This window comes from Flammeovirga agarivorans (assembly GCF_012641475.1).
Classification (GTDB): Bacteria; Bacteroidota; Bacteroidia; order Cytophagales; family Flammeovirgaceae; genus Flammeovirga; species Flammeovirga agarivorans.
In genome coordinates, this window is the sequence record NZ_JABAIL010000012.1 from 17,024 (window position 1) to 33,968 (window position 16,945).

At 35.2% G+C, this 16,945-nt stretch carries 10 protein-coding genes; 2 read left to right on the top strand and 8 right to left on the bottom strand.

The window, feature by feature from the left end; genetic code table 11:
• The first annotated feature begins 119 nt into the window (after window positions 1-119).
• On the top strand, window positions 120-710 hold the full coding sequence (locus HGP29_RS24595) for a hypothetical protein (RefSeq protein ID WP_168885118.1): 591 nt from the start codon (window positions 120-122) through the stop codon (window positions 708-710).
• 64 nt (window positions 711-774) lie between these two features.
• Here HGP29_RS24595 and HGP29_RS24600 read toward each other — a convergent pair whose 3' ends face one another.
• Window positions 775-2,187, bottom strand: coding sequence for a DUF1254 domain-containing protein (locus HGP29_RS24600; RefSeq protein ID WP_168885119.1), 1,413 nt, complete (start codon window positions 2,185-2,187; stop codon window positions 775-777).
• 557 nt (window positions 2,188-2,744) lie between these two features.
• On the opposite strand from HGP29_RS24600, the gene HGP29_RS24605 reads away from it, so the two are divergent.
• On the top strand, window positions 2,745-3,449 hold the full coding sequence (locus tag HGP29_RS24605) for a FadR/GntR family transcriptional regulator (RefSeq protein WP_168885120.1): 705 nt from the start codon (window positions 2,745-2,747) through the stop codon (window positions 3,447-3,449).
• 153 nt (window positions 3,450-3,602) lie between these two features.
• Here HGP29_RS24605 and HGP29_RS24610 read toward each other — a convergent pair whose 3' ends face one another.
• From HGP29_RS24610 to HGP29_RS24640, 7 genes are all read right to left on the bottom strand, one after another.
• Window positions 3,603-7,454, bottom strand: coding sequence for a fibronectin type III domain-containing protein (locus HGP29_RS24610; protein ID WP_168885121.1), 3,852 nt, complete (start codon window positions 7,452-7,454; stop codon window positions 3,603-3,605).
• Between the two features lie 30 nt (window positions 7,455-7,484).
• Complete coding sequence (locus HGP29_RS24615) at window positions 7,485-8,780, bottom strand: polysaccharide lyase family 7 protein (RefSeq protein ID WP_168885122.1); 1,296 nt, start codon at window positions 8,778-8,780, stop codon at window positions 7,485-7,487.
• A 61-nt stretch (window positions 8,781-8,841) separates the two neighbouring features.
• On the bottom strand, window positions 8,842-10,209 hold the full coding sequence (locus HGP29_RS24620; RefSeq protein WP_168885123.1) for a RagB/SusD family nutrient uptake outer membrane protein: 1,368 nt from the start codon (window positions 10,207-10,209) through the stop codon (window positions 8,842-8,844).
• Between the two features lie 14 nt (window positions 10,210-10,223).
• Window positions 10,224-13,373 (bottom strand): SusC/RagA family TonB-linked outer membrane protein, encoded by a 3,150-nt coding sequence (locus HGP29_RS24625; RefSeq protein WP_168885124.1) that lies wholly within the window; start codon window positions 13,371-13,373, stop codon window positions 10,224-10,226.
• Window positions 13,374-13,834: 461 nt separating this feature from the next.
• Complete coding sequence (locus tag HGP29_RS24630) at window positions 13,835-15,421, bottom strand: polysaccharide lyase family 7 protein (protein ID WP_168885125.1); 1,587 nt, start codon at window positions 15,419-15,421, stop codon at window positions 13,835-13,837.
• Between the two features lie 89 nt (window positions 15,422-15,510).
• The gene (locus tag HGP29_RS24635) at window positions 15,511-16,275 is read right to left on the bottom strand and encodes an SDR family NAD(P)-dependent oxidoreductase (RefSeq protein WP_168885126.1); all 765 of its coding nucleotides are present in this window, start codon (window positions 16,273-16,275) and stop codon (window positions 15,511-15,513) included.
• Window positions 16,276-16,536: 261 nt separating this feature from the next.
• A complete protein-coding gene (locus HGP29_RS24640; protein ID WP_168885127.1) occupies window positions 16,537-16,911 on the bottom strand; it encodes a cupin domain-containing protein in 375 nt (124 codons plus the stop codon).
• Window positions 16,912-16,945 lie beyond the last annotated feature (34 nt).

Below are 16,945 nucleotides of genomic sequence, written 5' to 3' on the forward strand. Positions count from 1 at the left end.
GTAACTGACACCCTATTATCATCAAAAAGATCTAAAAACAATTCCTGTAGATGCTGTGTTTTTAGGTTAGATATTTAATACGACAACAACAATCTTATATCCGTTTGACATTCTTCATCATGAAACCTAATAGAAAAAATTACAAACAACTACTTGTTTTCTTGGTTCTGTTTATCATCATAGATATCATTCAAGCCAAGTTGAGAGTTGAAGGGCGACCTACAAATTTTCTGATGACTGCAAATTACCTTGCTGCCATCGCTGGAATTGGGTTAGTTTCCCGTCTAATGATTCCAAAAAAATATGTACCATTAATCATGAGTATATCCTTCTTTTTCTTTTTGTTTGGATACATTTTCGGTATTCTAAATAATATAGATGAAGGTATTATTCAGTGGGTAATTATCAGCAGTGTATTTCTTTTAGGAGTGATGATCTATATGTTTCCAAAAGGGCATTATTATCTAGTAATAATAGGCTTATTCTTTGCATCTTTTGTCAATAGCTATTCCTTAGGCACCATTCAGTATCATTATTCTACGATATACCTATTTACAGTTCATATGCTTCTACTGTCCATTATTCTATTCTCTGTTGGATGGATTGGCGGAAAATTACTAGAAGAAAGAAGACTCCCCACTAACCCTCTAAAATTAACTGGGGCCAGTATGTTTTTATTAAGTTTAGTTACTATAGTTAGCTTTATATAAAAAAATGGAGATACTTTAAGCATTAAGAGTATCTCCATTTTATTTTCAAATAACTACAAGTGATTTAGTTTACTTTTTTTACACCTGGCATTACCCAAGTTCTATTTAAAATGGCTTCACTTGGCCAATACATTCTGAACGTTAATTCGAATTCAACGCCAGCAGTTGTAGATGGTAACCAATTGGACTCCATTCCCTCTGGAGCAGTTGCTTGGATATAAATGTCCAAAGAACCATCCTCATTATATTGTAGTTCCTTTTTATTACTCAAATTGTATCGATCGATGGTATTATCTACCAAAAAGCCTTCTTTATTGTACATTGTGATTGACCAGAAACCTTTAACAGGAGGTAATTTATCGGCATCAAAATGCAAGATATATTGATTTGATCCATTAAACTTATTTCCTTCTACGTCTATTGCTGCATTTGGATAAATCGCATCTTCTGCTGTATTCGCTCCAAATCCAATTTTAGTAACATAAGCTCTCAAGGCATAGTTTGTTCCGTATTCTCCTAATCCCTTTGTCACTACAAACCACCCATTTTGTACTAAATTCTTATCCGGATGAGCTGTTAAGTGAGCAAATAATTTTTGAACATTTGATGGAATAGCTTTTATCGCCTTTTGCTCCTCACTAGTAAATGCTGTGATATCAAAATTTCCACCAGGTGTAATACCTACTTCAGCAAGCTTTTCGATAAAAGCTTTGTCAGCTTCTTGAGGTGGATTCGTTAATAATAATTCCATCATTTTATTATAAAAAGCTGTAATTTCTAAATCATCAACAGCTTTCATAGGTACTACCTCATTGGCAGGTTTATATGTTCCTTTTGGTGCTTTATATTTTGAATTACCTCTTTCAGCAAGTGGACGAACAATCATTTCATTGTAAAAGTTTTTTACTTCTGATTTTCCATCTTTATCATTATCAACTTGTACTCTACCAAGCATCCAGTTAAGGTTTGTATTTGAACGGATCACCAAAAGATCTTTGGGTAACTCACCATTAAAATCTGGTCCTACAAGTACAATGTCTAAATCATCTTGTCCGGTAGTTCTTGATCCTAAAGACTGAACTACATCGCCATACGCATTAAGTATAGGAATTAGATAATACCTCTTTGTTGCAGGTAAATGAATATATAGTGGGCCATTCTCAAGGTTAGCATAGACCATATTGTAATATGTATCTAAATTTGGTCTCACTACGGCTGTAAAACCTGCTTTTGGAAATGGATATAAAGTTGCCGCCTGATTCACTGGTGACTTCCCCTTAATAGGATCTGGAAGTTCTGTATTTGTTACAGACCTAAATGTTTCTGCCATGGTTAGTACAGGATAACCATATAAATAAGCTTCCGTTAATAACTTCACTTTTTCGGATTGTTCAGTGCCTGTATTGCTTTGTGCATTCGCCAAGTTCATTAAACCAGATACGAATACCATAAATGATAGATAAATGCTACGTTTCATAATTATTGTTTATTCAAATCATTAAATATTACAATAAACTGAACGGTGAATGTGGTAAGTAAATCAACAAATTCTTTTATAAAAACAACAAATTATATTATATCTAAAGATATTATTGATAAATTTTATCGTTTTTATAAAATATCATATCACCACTTAGTTTTGGGATAGAAATAAGAAAAGGCTTGCTTGATTGAATAATAAATTTGCGAAAACGAATATTTGGTATACCAATTTCAAATAATTTTTCGTAAATTTATATAATTGAAAAAGTGATATTAGGACATTTACGGCTCAAAGGAAAGGTTTTATTTAAGTATAAAATGCTTCGTTTTTTGAGTTTTACATATACTTTCCATTAAAGGCTATTTGATTTTCAAATTTACACTCTATCAAAACTTAATCAGGAATAGCCAATAATGAATTATACTTACATTTGGACGATAAACAAGACACATTAAAAAAGTGCAAATTGACAGTACTCATGCTTCAACTATCCGATCCAAATATTTTTTCTAATGTTACGTCTGAAACTATAAATTAAGATGGATATAGAAATGGAAAAAATACTTGTGGAGAAACCATCAAGTATTATTATTCGAAGACTAAAAGAAATGATTGAATTAGGTGTTTTAAAACCTAATGATACATTACCCCCAGAAAGAAAACTAAGTGAGCAGTTTGGTGTTGGTAGAAGTCATGTGAGAGAAGCTCTTAAAAAAATGGAGTTTTTTGGACTGCTTAAAACTCAACCTCAAAGTGGAACTGTAGTAGTGGGACTTGGAGCTAAGGCCATCGAAGGACTTATCTCTAATATGTTGGAAATCGACAACAACGACTTTTTCTCATTAATCGAAACCCGAGTTCTTTTAGAAGTTAAAATCGCTGGACTTGCGGCAAAAAGAAGAGAAAAAGACGACCTTGATAAAGTATTAAAAACCCTTGAAGCTTATGAAAAAGCGGTAGAGGAAAATCAGGAAGATATCACTGAAAAGGATTTCCTTTTCCATCTTTCTCTTTGTCGATGTGCCAAAAACTCTACGCTTAAAAGTTTAATGAGTATCATTACTCCTGATATTCTTAACCACTTTGAAAAAGAGAGAGTTTGTACTAAACAAAGTAGACAAGAAGCGATAGAAGAACATAGAGAGATCTATAATGCTATCGAAAGCGGCGACTCTGCTAAAGCTAGAGAAGTTATGGAACAACACTTAGCTCCTATTGTAGATGCAGCTAAGAAAAAATATGATCTCGATTTATAATAGTAAGTTTTGATCTACAAAAAAGGAATGAAGACTTTGGTTTTCATTCCTTTTTTTATGAGTCTATCTAAAAAGTAAACCCCTTTTAAAAGTAGCTAATATTACTTTTAAAAGGGGTTTCACCGGTCTTCAAATTATATGTCTCTCTTTATTTTAGAAGCACAAGAGTTTTGTTGCTTCTTTATTGCCATGTTTATCCCAAGCAATCAGGATATATGAACCTGAAGGTAAATCAACAGTCACTTTTTGAGCAGTACCAGATGTTAAAGTCTGTCCTGTTAAATCAATCACTTGGTAATTTACTTCAGAAATAAATTCAATATTTACATCACTTACTGATGGATTCGGATATACTTTCTGGATTAGTTTAGAAGCTAAACCATCTTCTAGCGATAATGGTGCATCAGAAGTTTTCTGAGAGATAACATCAGAGTTTTCAGAAACATATCCCATTCCGTCTTCTGCTCTCACCACGATTTCGTATTCTGTTCCTACTTCTAAGCCTGTTAGGTTGAAAGAGAAAACTTCACCACTTAAATGAGCTACCATTTTAAACTCTTCTTCACCCTTTACTCTTACAAATACATAATATGCTGTAATTCCATTCAATGAATTTGAAGGAGCCCAACCTACAGTAAATGAACTTGCTGTAACCTGAGATGCTGTTACATCTTTTACTACATTTGGTCTATCTCCAACAACTTCGTCTTCATCGTTTGTTGTAATTACCAATGCAGTAGATTTATCAGATTCATTACCAGCGGCATCAAATGCCTGTACTTCAAATGTATATTCTGTTGATACACTTAGTCCACCTACTTTATATGAAGTAGAAGTTACTTCCTGAATTTTCAATCCATCTTGGTAAATGTAGTATCCTAAAACACCTACATTATCTGTAGAAGGTTGCCATGATAACGCCACATTTGTACCTTGAACATCTAAAGCAATTAGATCCGTTGGTGCAGTTGGTGCTTCAAAGTCGGGCTGACTGTCTGCTGATACAGAAGCAGTAGATTCCATTGAGTAGAAGAGAGCATTCGAAGAGCTGTTCTTTCTAAATAAGTGCCCTGCCTCAATGGTAAACACTTTTACAGACTTCAAATTCTCTTTAGAAATCACATACTCGTTTCCTACTACATCTTCTTCTTCCAATCCTTCTAAACGAACTCTGTAAGTAAATTCTTTTTCAGTAAAGATATCAAGGTTATAATCATATAACTCACCTGTAAGTACTGGGTCATCCCAAGATAATGTTACTGTAGTTTCATCATTTGCTTGGATTCTCACCTTCACCGGATTAATAATCGGTAAGATCTCTTGCTTAGGTGCATACATCAATTTTGCAATTTTGATATCTGGATAAGCCATAAATAACTCAATCTCATTGATACCTGCTTTTAGCATCTCTGCATTATTATTTCTGATTTGATAACCTACTAGAATCCATTGCCACTTACCTACTAAGTCTTCTGAAATTCTAGATCCAAACGAACTACCATATTCACCTGCTGTTCTTTCGTCAACATCAATACCGTTTACATTACCATACAATTTACCAGAGTGGGTAGCTCCTTGTTGTACCAATGCCCAGATGAAACCAGTTTGTACCTCTGGCATACTAATCTGATACATTAATCTTGGACTTTTTGCTCTATCTTCAGACACCTTGTTTGAGTTTGTAGTTGTATCTGTATTAGATAAGTACATATATCTACCAATTTCAGGATCTGTAGCTGTTAACCATTTCTGACCTTCAAACTCATCAGTACCCGGTAAATTTGATGCGAATTCAACTGCCTCGAATAAGAAGATTCCATTTTCGTCCGATTGATGAATAAAATCTTGGTAATCACCATCAGGGTTTTGTTCTACTGCCTCAGTTTTTACAACGTGTGTTGTAGAAGCTGCAGACTTATTACCTGCTGCATCGTAAGCGACTACTACAAAAGTATATTCTGTATCTGGAGATAAGTTGGATAATGTTACTGAAGTACTACCTGTTACCTTCTCCGGTAACTCTTGCCCATTTTGTATAATTTGATATCCTGATACTCCTTCATTATCTGTTGAAGCTGTCCATGATAGTGTCAATTTATTTTGAGATACATCTGATGATGTTAAATCAGTAGGTACTGATGGTGCTTCTAAATCTGGCTCTTCACCTGGATCATTTGGTTGAGATGAAGCATCAATATCAATCTCTCCTGGAATAGAATAAGTGCTATGAACAGAAGAACTACTCTTTTTAAACTCATGTGCTACTTCTAAAGAAAACGTTTTCGATTCCGTTAAATCTGCTACAGGAATTTGAATATTCTTTGCTGTTAAATCTGCAGCTACTTCTTCTCCCCCTAATAAAACTCTGTAGAAGTATGACTTAGGATCATAGATAACATCACTGTTATTGTATAAATCACCTGTTATTGTTGGATCATCCCATGATAAAGTAATATTCGTACCATCATTCGCCGTTACTCTTGGCATCGGAGTATCTAAGATTAAGTTGATATCTTGTCTTGGAGTAAAAGCAATCTTTGCAATCTTAATATTCGGTCTTGCCTTAAAAATTTCAATCACATTTTCACCGTCCTTTACAACACCGCTATTCGCTTGGTTATTCAAAACGATCCATTGCCACTCACCTTTCATCGCATCTGAGATACGAGATCTTGCTGCGCTACCATAAGAGTTCGCACTTCTTTTATCCAGATCCAAATCGTTTACGTTTACGTAAATACGTCCTGCATCTTTAGACCCTTCATTTACCAATGCCCAAACATACCCTGTCTGTGCTTCAGTCATGTTGATCTTATATACTAACGATGGACTAGCGTATCTTTCTGAAGAAGTCTCATTTCTATTATCAGACGTAGTATTTTCTAAGTATACATAGTCTCCTACTTCAGGATCATTTCCTTTTAACCACTTTTCTCCAGTAAAATCTTGAGCACCGAAAGCTGAACCTTCTTTTGCTTCTGCTACTTCTGTTGCAGAGAACATATAAATACCGAACTTATCTGCCACATGTGGAGTATCCGTAATTGGTAAACCTTCGTCTTCACCTCCATTGTCTGGCATAGATGAAGCATCTACACTAATTACAGTTGGAGTAGAGTAAGAGTTAATATTTGAACTACTATTTTTTCTAAATAAGTGACCTGCTTCTACAGAAATTTCTTTTGCTGTTCCTAAATCAGCCACAGGGATCGATAAACTTGTTGTTGTTAATTGATCGCCTTGTGATTCACCATCAATACTTACTCTATAGAAGAAACTTTTTGGAGTGATGATCTCTTCTGTAAAATCATATAATTCTCCTGTTAAAGTAGGCTCATTCCATGATATCGTTACATTAGTACCATCATTCTCTGTTACTTTTACTTCTGGAGCATTGATAATTAAATTAATTTCTTGCTTAGGTGTAAAAGCGATTTTTGCAATCTTAAGGTTTGGTCTTGCTTTAAAAACTTCAATAACATTCTCCCCTGCTTTCACAACACTGCTATTGGCTTGGTTATTTATTAAAATCCATTGCCATTGCCCTGCCATTTCTTCAGAAATTCTTGATTTAGCAGCACTACCAAATTCTCCTACTTTTCTTTTATCAAGATCAAGATCATTTACGTTTACATAAATTCGACCTCCATCTTTTGATCCCTCGTTGATCAATGCCCACACAAAACCCGTTTGTGCTTCTGGCATATTGATCTTATATACAACTGAAGGGCTAATTTCTCTATCTGCAGAAACCTCGTTTCTATTATCAGAAGTTGTATTTTCTAGGTAAAGATAGTCACCTACTGTTTCGTCTGTTCCTTGCAACCAATTTTCTCCATCGTAAGCATCTGTACCTGCTTCCATTTCGAAATATTGAGTGGCTTGAAATATGTATACCCCATTCTCATCAGCTTCATGAGGAACACTTGTTTGCTGTGCCTGAGCCATTCCTATTCCTCCAAAGAATAAGAATAACCTAATCAAAATGTTGTTTAATGTTTTCATGTTATTTAATCAATTTCTTTCATACTATTTCTAATAAGTCTCTTTTAGCTCTATGGATTGAACCGCTACTTCTGCGTAAGCATCCAAGGGTTCGCTTTCGTCATATTCAGACTTGAACTGAGACAAGAAAATTGAAGATTGTGTGTAGCATCCTACTTTAAAATATCCTGTCTGATCGATAGATGTCCATGTTTTTTCATAAGACTGACCGTTATCGAGGTTTTTAATTTTACAAGTGATATCACCATGGTTCACTATCACTTCAATTTCTAAAACCTCACCCAGTTCGTAATCTATCTCTGTTTGTTCTCTATTATCTTCATTCCAAATGATATGTAAACCATTGGATCCAGTTGAATATTGTACCCTCAGTGGTTCATCTTCAGGTCCATGAATCTGTACCATAGAAACTTCAGGTTTTACTACAGGAAGGTGAGTAACTCTAAGTTTTGTTTTTAGGTGTTGTTCGTCATGAACAGACCAGTAATTATTTCCACCTCCTACTCTTTGTCTGAGTTCAGATCTAGGATATTTTGATCCTTTTGTAGTTGTTCCTGCACAATGCCCTCTAAAAATTACTTCGTTGTTTTCGGCGAAGAAATACGGACGATATTCGTAACCAATAAGATCGTCATCATTAATTTCTAAAGGATCATTGTATCTATTATCTACATGATCGATTGCTGAATTATCATTTCCATCTTCATCCACTGGTAATGTCACTTTCCAATCTACCAATGAAGGAATTACATCTGTAGGTTTTTGGTCTACGATTGGAGAAGAATCTCCAGAGTAAATGGCTATAGAAAAATCATCAATTCGACCTTCTTGCTCATAAAACTTTGCTCCTATTGTGATGTACTCTTCTGTCGAAGTAAATACTAATTTCAGTTCTTCATAATCATCAAAAACAACCGTTGTGTCTTCTAGTAGACTATTGTCTTGATTTACAAATAAGTTGATGCCTCCTTTTACATAAGCGGAAACTTCATAAGTTACGTTTGTATTTACTTTTATGCGTTGTGATAGCTGATCTCCTTCACTACTTACTTTGGCGGCATTGTTGCCACCATTAGACTCTTCAGTATTACTAATTGTACCCACCTTTTCCCAATCTGGAAAGTCTTGCATTTCCAAACCTTGATCGATAATCTGTAATAATTCGAGGTCAATTACCGTAGTATCTTCGTCTTCCACTTCTGGCTCTGGAGTTTCAGTTTCTTCCTTTTCAGGTAAAGGAGGAATCTCTAACTCACTATCATCTACAGCACAGTTAAAAAGTAGAAATAAACATATGAAGCTAAAAAAATGTATAGTACTCTTCATAGAAGTCTTGTTGTTTTGTACTACCCATGAAGCCATTTTCTGACTTCATGGGTAATAAATATTAGTAACCAGGATTCTGAGATAATTGTCCTTTACTTGTATCAATTTCTCTTTGAGGAATTGGAAGTAGTAAGTGACGTTTATCGAAGTTTAATCCTTGATCATTCATGAAGTTCGTAATCGTATATTCTAGATCGCCTGTTCTGATTAAATCAAACCAACGCTTGTTTTCATAAAGGAACTCTTTACGACGCTCAGTAGCTAAAGTTGGTTTTGTGATATTGGCAATCGGATCCAAACCTGCTCTTGCTCTAATTGTGTTGAAATAATCTAAAGCTGTTGCATCTGATGTTTGGAAACCTTCACCGATTAGTGCTTCGATGTATAGCAATAACACATCAGAATAACGTAACAAGATGTAATCATTTCCTGCAAGACGGATATTACTAGAGTTGGTCAAGAATTTACCACATCCTTTTCTTTCTCCTCTATGATCTACAATATTGGTCGTATATCTAGTATCTTCTCCCGAAGTACCAGGCTGTGACTCATACAGTGCGATCATGTTATCTGTCGCATAGTTATGCGATCCTTGTTCGTATAGGAAGTAGTAAGAGAACGTTTGAGAATTATCGGTATTATCATCAATAAATGAGATCGGAAAGATAATTTCATTACCTAATTCTTGATAAAAGATATTGTCATATTCCGCTGTTAAACTGAAGTTACCTCCATCAATAATCCCTTGTAAGAGTGCTTTCGCATCATCATAATTTCCAATCTGTAGATAGTATTGTGCCAACATCATCTCTGCAGATTCTTTATTCGCTCTACCCAAATCAATATCAGATTTTGAAAGCAAGTTCTCTGCCGCAAATTTCAGATCAGATTCTACTAAGCTGTACACCTCTTCTTCAGAAACTTGAACGTAACCATCAACATCTCCTTCAGCCACCATTCGGTCACCTAGTGGTACATTACCAAATAGTCTCACTAAGTTAAAATGCATGTAGCCTCTAACAAATCTTGCTTCACCTTCGAACTGTGCTCTTTTTGTAGAATCCGCAACATTTTCAATATTGGCTAACACAAGGTTTGAACGATAGATCGTCGTATAACAAGCATTCCAATATGCTGCCACTACAGAGTTGGTAGTTAATACCGTAAATGTTTCGAATTGTGCCCAATCACCTACACCACTTCTTGTACCAGCGTTGTCAGACCTCATCTCAAGAAGAGCATATTCTTCTTGTACTACATCTTGCAATCCACTGTAAATACCAAGAACAGCAGTCTCTACTTCGTCATCGTTTCTTAAGTAGTTATCAACACCTACTTCAGATACGGGGTATTCTGTTAGGAAATCATTACAACTTGATAGTAATGATAAGAATACAACTGTAAAAAATATTTTAATTATATATTTCATCTCAAATACGTGGATTAAAATTCAGCGTTAATACCAATAATAAATGAACGAGGAATTGGTGCAGAACCTCTTTGGTAACCATAGTTCAATGGACCTTCATCGCGAATACCTTCAGGGTTGAATGATGAATAATCATCAGACATGAAGTATAACAAGTTGGTACCCGATCCGTAAATTCTAGCCTTATTTAAACCAACTTTTGAAATCCAGTTCTCAGGGAAAGAGAAACCAACGTTTACATTTCTCAATGAGATAAATGAAGCATCTTCGATAAAGTCGTCTGTTAAGATTCTCTCTCTCACTTGATCCATTTCATCAAAGAAAGCTGTATTTGGTCGCTGTCCTTGCATTGTTTGGTATTCGTAGTATTGAGGGTCAATATTCAATACCTGCCCGCCCATAGATCCTTGGAACATGAAGCTTAGATCAAATCGACCTACTTGGAATGAGTTGGTGATTGACCAGATAAAGTTAGGGTAAGGATTACCGATGATCGTACGGTCATTTTCATCTATTTTACCATCTTCATTTAAGTCTTGAACATATCCCATTTGCGAAGTACCACCAATTGGCCAGAAACCTTCATATAAATATTCGAAAGGTACTTTACCATTATCACCTTTTGAATGATCTATTTTATATCCATAGAAAGATGAAATTGGTTGTCCTTCTACTGCAATCCAGTTTGCAGGACGCTTACTATCTACAATTGTGATTAAGCTGTCTACTCCACCAAAATCAACTAATTTATTTTCGTTTGTAGAAGCATTACCTGTTAATGTCCATTGGAACTTATTGGCAACGATTGGCTTCACACTAAGTTCTACTTCAAAACCTTGGTTTTGTACCTTACCTAAGTTTACTGTACGCTCATCAAAACCAGTAATTGATGGAATTTGTTGAGTAAGTAATAAATCTGAAGATGTACGGCGGTACCATTCTAATGAACCAAATATTCTATTTCCGAAGAAACCGAAGTCAAAACCAGGGTTCAATTCTACTTGCTGCTCCCAACGTAAATCAGGTTGTGCAATGTTAGAAGGAGCATATCCAGAAGATACTGTACCATTAATTACTGCACTTGATGGAGACATTCTCTCTAAAGCTTCGTAGTATCCGATACCTGAATTGTTACCAGTTACACCATAAGAGATTCTTGGTTTCAATACTGAGATCCAGTTCACATCTCTCATAAAGTTTTCTTCTGTAATTCTCCAACCGAATGAAGCTGCAGGGAACACCCCGTATTTGTAATTTGCTCCAAACTTCGAGCTACCATCAGTACGTACTGAAAGTGATAATAGATACTTGTCTTTGAAAGCATAATTAACACGGGCGAATACTGAATGTAATGTTTGTACTGCTTTATTATGATCACCGTAAGCGATTGTAGAAGCTGCATTCATTGTTTGTACAGCATCGTTGGTAAAGCCTGTACCAATGGTCTCTGTAAACTCGTATTGTCTATGTTCTAATGACATACCCAATGTAGCACTGATATCATGCGAACCACCAAATGTTCTGTTATAACTAAAGTAGTTATCATTAATCCATGCTAAGTCATTATATGTTCTATAACGTAAACGAGCATCCGCTGCACCGTTTCTTGACGCCTTAGTACCATCATAATAGTCTCTAACTCTGTTTTTGTAGTTAGATACAATCGAAGATCTAAAGTTTAATCCCTTTGCTACCTTGTACTTTAAATAAGCACTAGCATAAATTCTGAAAGTCTTCTCTTGGTAGTTTCTTTCAACGATATTCGCATAAGGGTTAGAGTTGTTTGTTACACTAACATTTGGAAGTGTCTCTGTTGGATCTTCCGGATCAGGATAATTATTAAAATGCGATTCCTGAGTATAATCTCCCACTGCAATATTGGGGAAGTTATTTCTATCAACAAACTGAATAGTATGTTCGTCGTGTACAATCGGCAACCAAGAAGACTGACGTAACGACTCATGAATTGATGTCGGGAATACACGCTTTTCCTCTCTTGTAGGGTTAAAGTTTACTCCTAAAGTTAACCTTTTGTTTAACTTACTCTTCAACTTAAAACGTACGTTCATTTTGTTGTACGAGTCAGTAAGTAACACTCCATCATCTTGCAAGTAAGCACCCGAGATATGATAGTTTGTGTTTTCTGATCCACCTGTAGCACTCAAAGAGTACGATTGAATATTACCATCTTCGAAGATGATATCTTGCCAATCTTTTTCTTCACCTTGAGAAATACGCTGCATGTGTTCCATTCTTTCAACAGTGCTTAACGCTTTTCTGTAAACAGCATATAACTGCTCATCGTCCTCAAATCCTGGGAAGTTGTTTTCAATTTCCTGGATATATGTTTCTGCTTTTAACTTTGTCTCTGCTACAGTTGGACGGAAGTTTTCTCTTCTAATCGACCATTTTCTACCGTAGAATGAATTAAAGTTAAATTTAGTTGCTCCTGATTCTCCTGATTTTGTCGTAATCATTATTACACCATTACCACCACGAGAACCAAAAATTGCTGCAGATGAAGCATCTTTTAATACTTCAATAGAGGCTACATCATTCATATCTAATGATGCCAAGTAATCTGAATCTACTAAAACTCCATCTACAACTACTGCTGGAGATGCATCTGCTCCGATAGATCCTACACCACGTACTTGAATCGTTGGTGATGAACCCGCTTGTGGGTTAGTCATTTGAATGTTCACACCAGATACCTGACCGATTAAGGCTTCATCCACTCTGGATACTGGAATCTGATCTAACTTTTCATTTTTTACTTTTGATATTGCTCCTGTTAAATGTGATTTCTTTTGTGTACCATAACCTACAACCACAACTTCTTCTAATTGCTCTGTAGACACATTCATAATTACATCGACAGTACTTAATGTACCTACTGAAACTTCTTGTTGTTCCATACCGATGTATCTAAATACTAACACATCTTCTTGATTACACATTAAAGCATACTTCCCGTCAAAGTCAGTGATTGTACCTTTTGATGTTCCTTTTATTAATACAGATACACCTGGTATCGGAAGCTGGTCTTCAGATGATGTTACTGTTCCTCTGATTGTTGTTTGTGCAAAGACTGAAGAGGTTGATAGTATTGTGAGAAAAAATATTAATGGAGTTAACCATTTAAATAGTGATGTTTTTGACATGTAAGTATTTGTTTATCTTATGTTCATCATATTTTAAGTGAAATTGGATATTGGTCAACCAAAAAATTATTTACAGCAATTTAAGTGAAAAAATTACACTTATCAACATTTTTCCGCATAATTATTAATAAATATTAATGAAGATGACTTTTAATTCCTTTATAAGACTTTTTCAACTGAAAATCAAATAATTACAGAAAGAGTACTACTGCCAATTATTTTGTATTGGATACAATAAATAGCCTATAATCAATAAATAATTGTCGTGTTTTATTCTAAAATAAGTATTCCTTGTGTTAATCGTCAGATGAAAGAAGTGTAGTAATATTAGATTTGAAGTAATTTCAATTCATTCTACTATGGTAGTAGGAATAACTTATGACCTTATCCAATCAAAAATTAGTGTTCATAATGTTACGGAAAAACGAAAACATTAGTGGATCAAAAGTTATTCCTTTCTATTATTTGCTGGGTGAATAAGTGGTTTTTAACACAATAGACTTAACGGCTACTTCACCGTACGAATTTTTCGGTTCGTCTCTTGCTCCACTCTTGATTTGACTTTGGAACTTTGAGGCTTGGGTATAGCAACCTACTTTAAAGTATCCCGTCTTATCCATAGACTTCCATATTTTCTTGTATTCTTTATTCTGATCCAAGTTTTGAATATGGCAAGTAATGTATCCCTTATCTACTGATACAGTTATTTTTAATTGCTCCCCTAACTTGTAAGGTACAGCATTGTCGTAATCTTTATTGTTTTCATTCCAAACAATATAAACACCTTTTCTAGTATGGTATTGTACTCTTAATGGCTCATCATCTGGACCATGAATTTGAGTGATACAAACTTCTGGTTTATATACTGGAACAGATGTAACTCGTAATTCTGTCTCTAGGTATTGCGGAAGATCCATAGACCAATACAAGTTACCATATCCAGAACGTTGTCTTAGTTCTGAACGTGGATATTTTGATCCTTTTGTTGTTACCCCTGCACAATGTGCTCTGAAGTATACTTCTCCATTTTTAGCATAAAAGTAGGGCTTGTATTCAAAGTCTACAATGGCACCATCGGCGATCTCCAAAGGATTTTTAACTCTTGTTTCTACATCAAACTGTTTTTGATTATCCCTTCCTTGTCCATCGATAGGTAATGTCACTTTCCAGTCTGTTAAAGATGGAATTACATCTGATGGAAACTGATGGTTGGGATCGATTTCCTGATTCAATAACGTTACTTTAAAATCATCGAATCTCACTTGTTTTTCAGTATACCTACCTCCAATAGTCACATATTTTCCTTTTGCTGAAGCTGAAAATTCTAAAGAAACGACCTCAAACTCTTTCGTATCAAAATCCTTGGTTACTTCTTCACCTTTCACTTCAGCAAAGATCTGTCCTCTACCTTTTACAGCTACATCCAAACGATACGTTTGCGATGGGTAAATTTTTACTTTCTGTCTCAACTCAGCTTTTCCATCCATTTTAGCAGATTTCACTCCACTGTTGACAACATTCGAAGCAGAAACTTCTCCTGTAGATTCCCAGAAGTTAAACTTACTTTCGAAACCACTATTGACAACGATAATTGGATTAAAAGTTTGAGATTCCTCTGAAGTAGATGTCGCTATTATTTTGAAATCATCTAGCCTAGATTGTTCAGAAAGATATTCTGCACCAATGATTATATTTTTTGCTTTACCAGAATTAAATGTAATCTCAGTGCTTGCGTATTTTTTGTTGTTTGTTGTCACCTCTGTTTTTTTCCCTTTTACGGAAACAAAAACGGTTGCTTTTCCTTTAACACTGACAGTCAGTTTATAGTCTGTCTTTGGTGTAACTCTTATAAATTGAGAGATTGTTGCTCCTTTTTCTGCTAGTTTGGCTGCTCCAACTCCTTGTTGAGTGTCCTGAGACTTCTGAACTTTTCCTTTTACTTCCCAATTCTTTAAACCGTCTTCAAATCCACTATTGAGAATTAGAACCGGTTTTTGAGCAAATACTTGTGATTGCCATAACAAGAATAACAATAAAAAATATTTCATAGTTGTCTGTTTTATTGTGATCAAAACTACTAAGGAAGCTATACTCCACCCGAAAACGAAAAGGAGGTGGAGTATAGGTAAACATTCTACTAAGAGAATGCTAAACCTCCATTAATATCAATGTTATTTCCTGATATAAATGACGATTTACCTGATGCTAAATATACAACCAAATCAGCAACTTCTTCAGCATTTCCTTCTCTACGAAGTGCTGTAGCGTTTGCTACATTTACTCTTGCTTGATCTGGTGTGTGATCATCATGGAATTTTGTCGCAATCATACCTGGGCAAATTGCATTACAACGGATACCATGAGGACCTAATTCTTTTGCCATTGCTCTTGAGAATCCCATTACTGCTGCCTTTGATGCACCATATAATGAAGCTCCTGCTCCTGCTCCATCTCTACCTGCTTGAGAAGCAAAGTTAACGATAGAAGCACCTTCTTTTAAATGTGGACGAACGGCTCTTGTCATAGACCAAACAGTTTTCATGTTCAAGTCCATCAATAAGTTATACCAGTTTTCGTCTTGCTCTTCAATTTTCTTACGTCCTACAATACCTCCAGCAACATTTACCAGTATATCTATCTGTCCATCAAATGTATCTAACGCAGTTTGTACTACATTGTCTACATCTTCTTGTTTCATTAAGTCACCTGCAACAGTTACTACTTTAACTCCTTTTGCCTGTGCCATTCTTGCTGTTTCTAATGCATTTTCTTCTGCATTTTCCTCTGCATCATAGTAGTTAATTACTAAGTTCGCTCCAGCATCTGCCATCGCTAAAGAAATGCAACGTCCTATGTCACGCACACCACCTGTAATGATGGCCACTTTTCCTGATAAATCCATAATTCTAAATTTCTGATTTGATCAATATTCTATTGTTAGTTTTTCCAATAATTAGATTGCAAAGAGAAAGAAATCAAATACTCCAATTTCAATGTGTTAGCTTCCAGTCCGATTTACCGTAATTACGCTAAACGAAATTATACTAACGATATATTAAACTTATTGCTCTCTGCTAATTTTAATAGTGAGTTGTTTATTGGATAGCTTTATGACACACTCACTACTTGTTGACCTATGATATATTCTTACTAAATATTATCCTTATTTACCTACAAGGTATGCTGGCTTTGAACCGTCTAAGAAATCCATTCTTGCCGGACCGAAAGTATCGATCAACATACCATCTTCTAGACATAAAGCTTCATGTTCTACATGTGGCTCACAGTAAAATGCATCTCCTGCATTAATTACTTTTTCCTGATCACCAATTCTCATTTTAAAAGAACCTGATACGCAATATGTTACTTGTGAATGAAAGTGCTCATGTGGTGTACCCACTGCACCTTTTTCAAAAAGAACTTTAACTGCCATTAATTGATTGTCATAACCAATAATCTGACGCTTAATTCCATTTCCTAACTCTTCCCATTCATTTTCTGATGACACAAAAAATGCTTGACTTTGTATTTTTTCCATGATGTTGAAATATGTATGTTACTTTCTAAAGTAT

Bases quoted from the DNA above. Each gene is read 5' to 3' on its own strand.
- HGP29_RS24625 (WP_168885124.1), bottom strand. From the start codon at position 13,373: ATGTCAAAAACATCACTATTTAAATGGTTAACTCCATTAATATTTTTT.
- HGP29_RS24640 (WP_168885127.1), bottom strand. From the start codon at position 16,911: ATGGAAAAAATACAAAGTCAAGCATTTTTTGTGTCATCAGAAAATGAA.
- HGP29_RS24615 (WP_168885122.1), bottom strand. From the start codon at position 8,780: ATGAAGAGTACTATACATTTTTTTAGCTTCATATGTTTATTTCTACTT.
- HGP29_RS24635 (WP_168885126.1), bottom strand. From the start codon at position 16,275: ATGGATTTATCAGGAAAAGTGGCCATCATTACAGGTGGTGTGCGTGAC.
- HGP29_RS24595 (WP_168885118.1), top strand. From the start codon at position 120: ATGAAACCTAATAGAAAAAATTACAAACAACTACTTGTTTTCTTGGTT.
- HGP29_RS24605 (WP_168885120.1), top strand. From the start codon at position 2,745: ATGGAAAAAATACTTGTGGAGAAACCATCAAGTATTATTATTCGAAGA.
- HGP29_RS24620 (WP_168885123.1), bottom strand. From the start codon at position 10,209: ATGAAATATATAATTAAAATATTTTTTACAGTTGTATTCTTATCATTA.
- HGP29_RS24630 (WP_168885125.1), bottom strand. From the start codon at position 15,421: ATGAAATATTTTTTATTGTTATTCTTGTTATGGCAATCACAAGTATTT.
- HGP29_RS24610 (WP_168885121.1), bottom strand. From the start codon at position 7,454: ATGAAAACATTAAACAACATTTTGATTAGGTTATTCTTATTCTTTGGA.
- HGP29_RS24600 (WP_168885119.1), bottom strand. From the start codon at position 2,187: ATGAAACGTAGCATTTATCTATCATTTATGGTATTCGTATCTGGTTTA.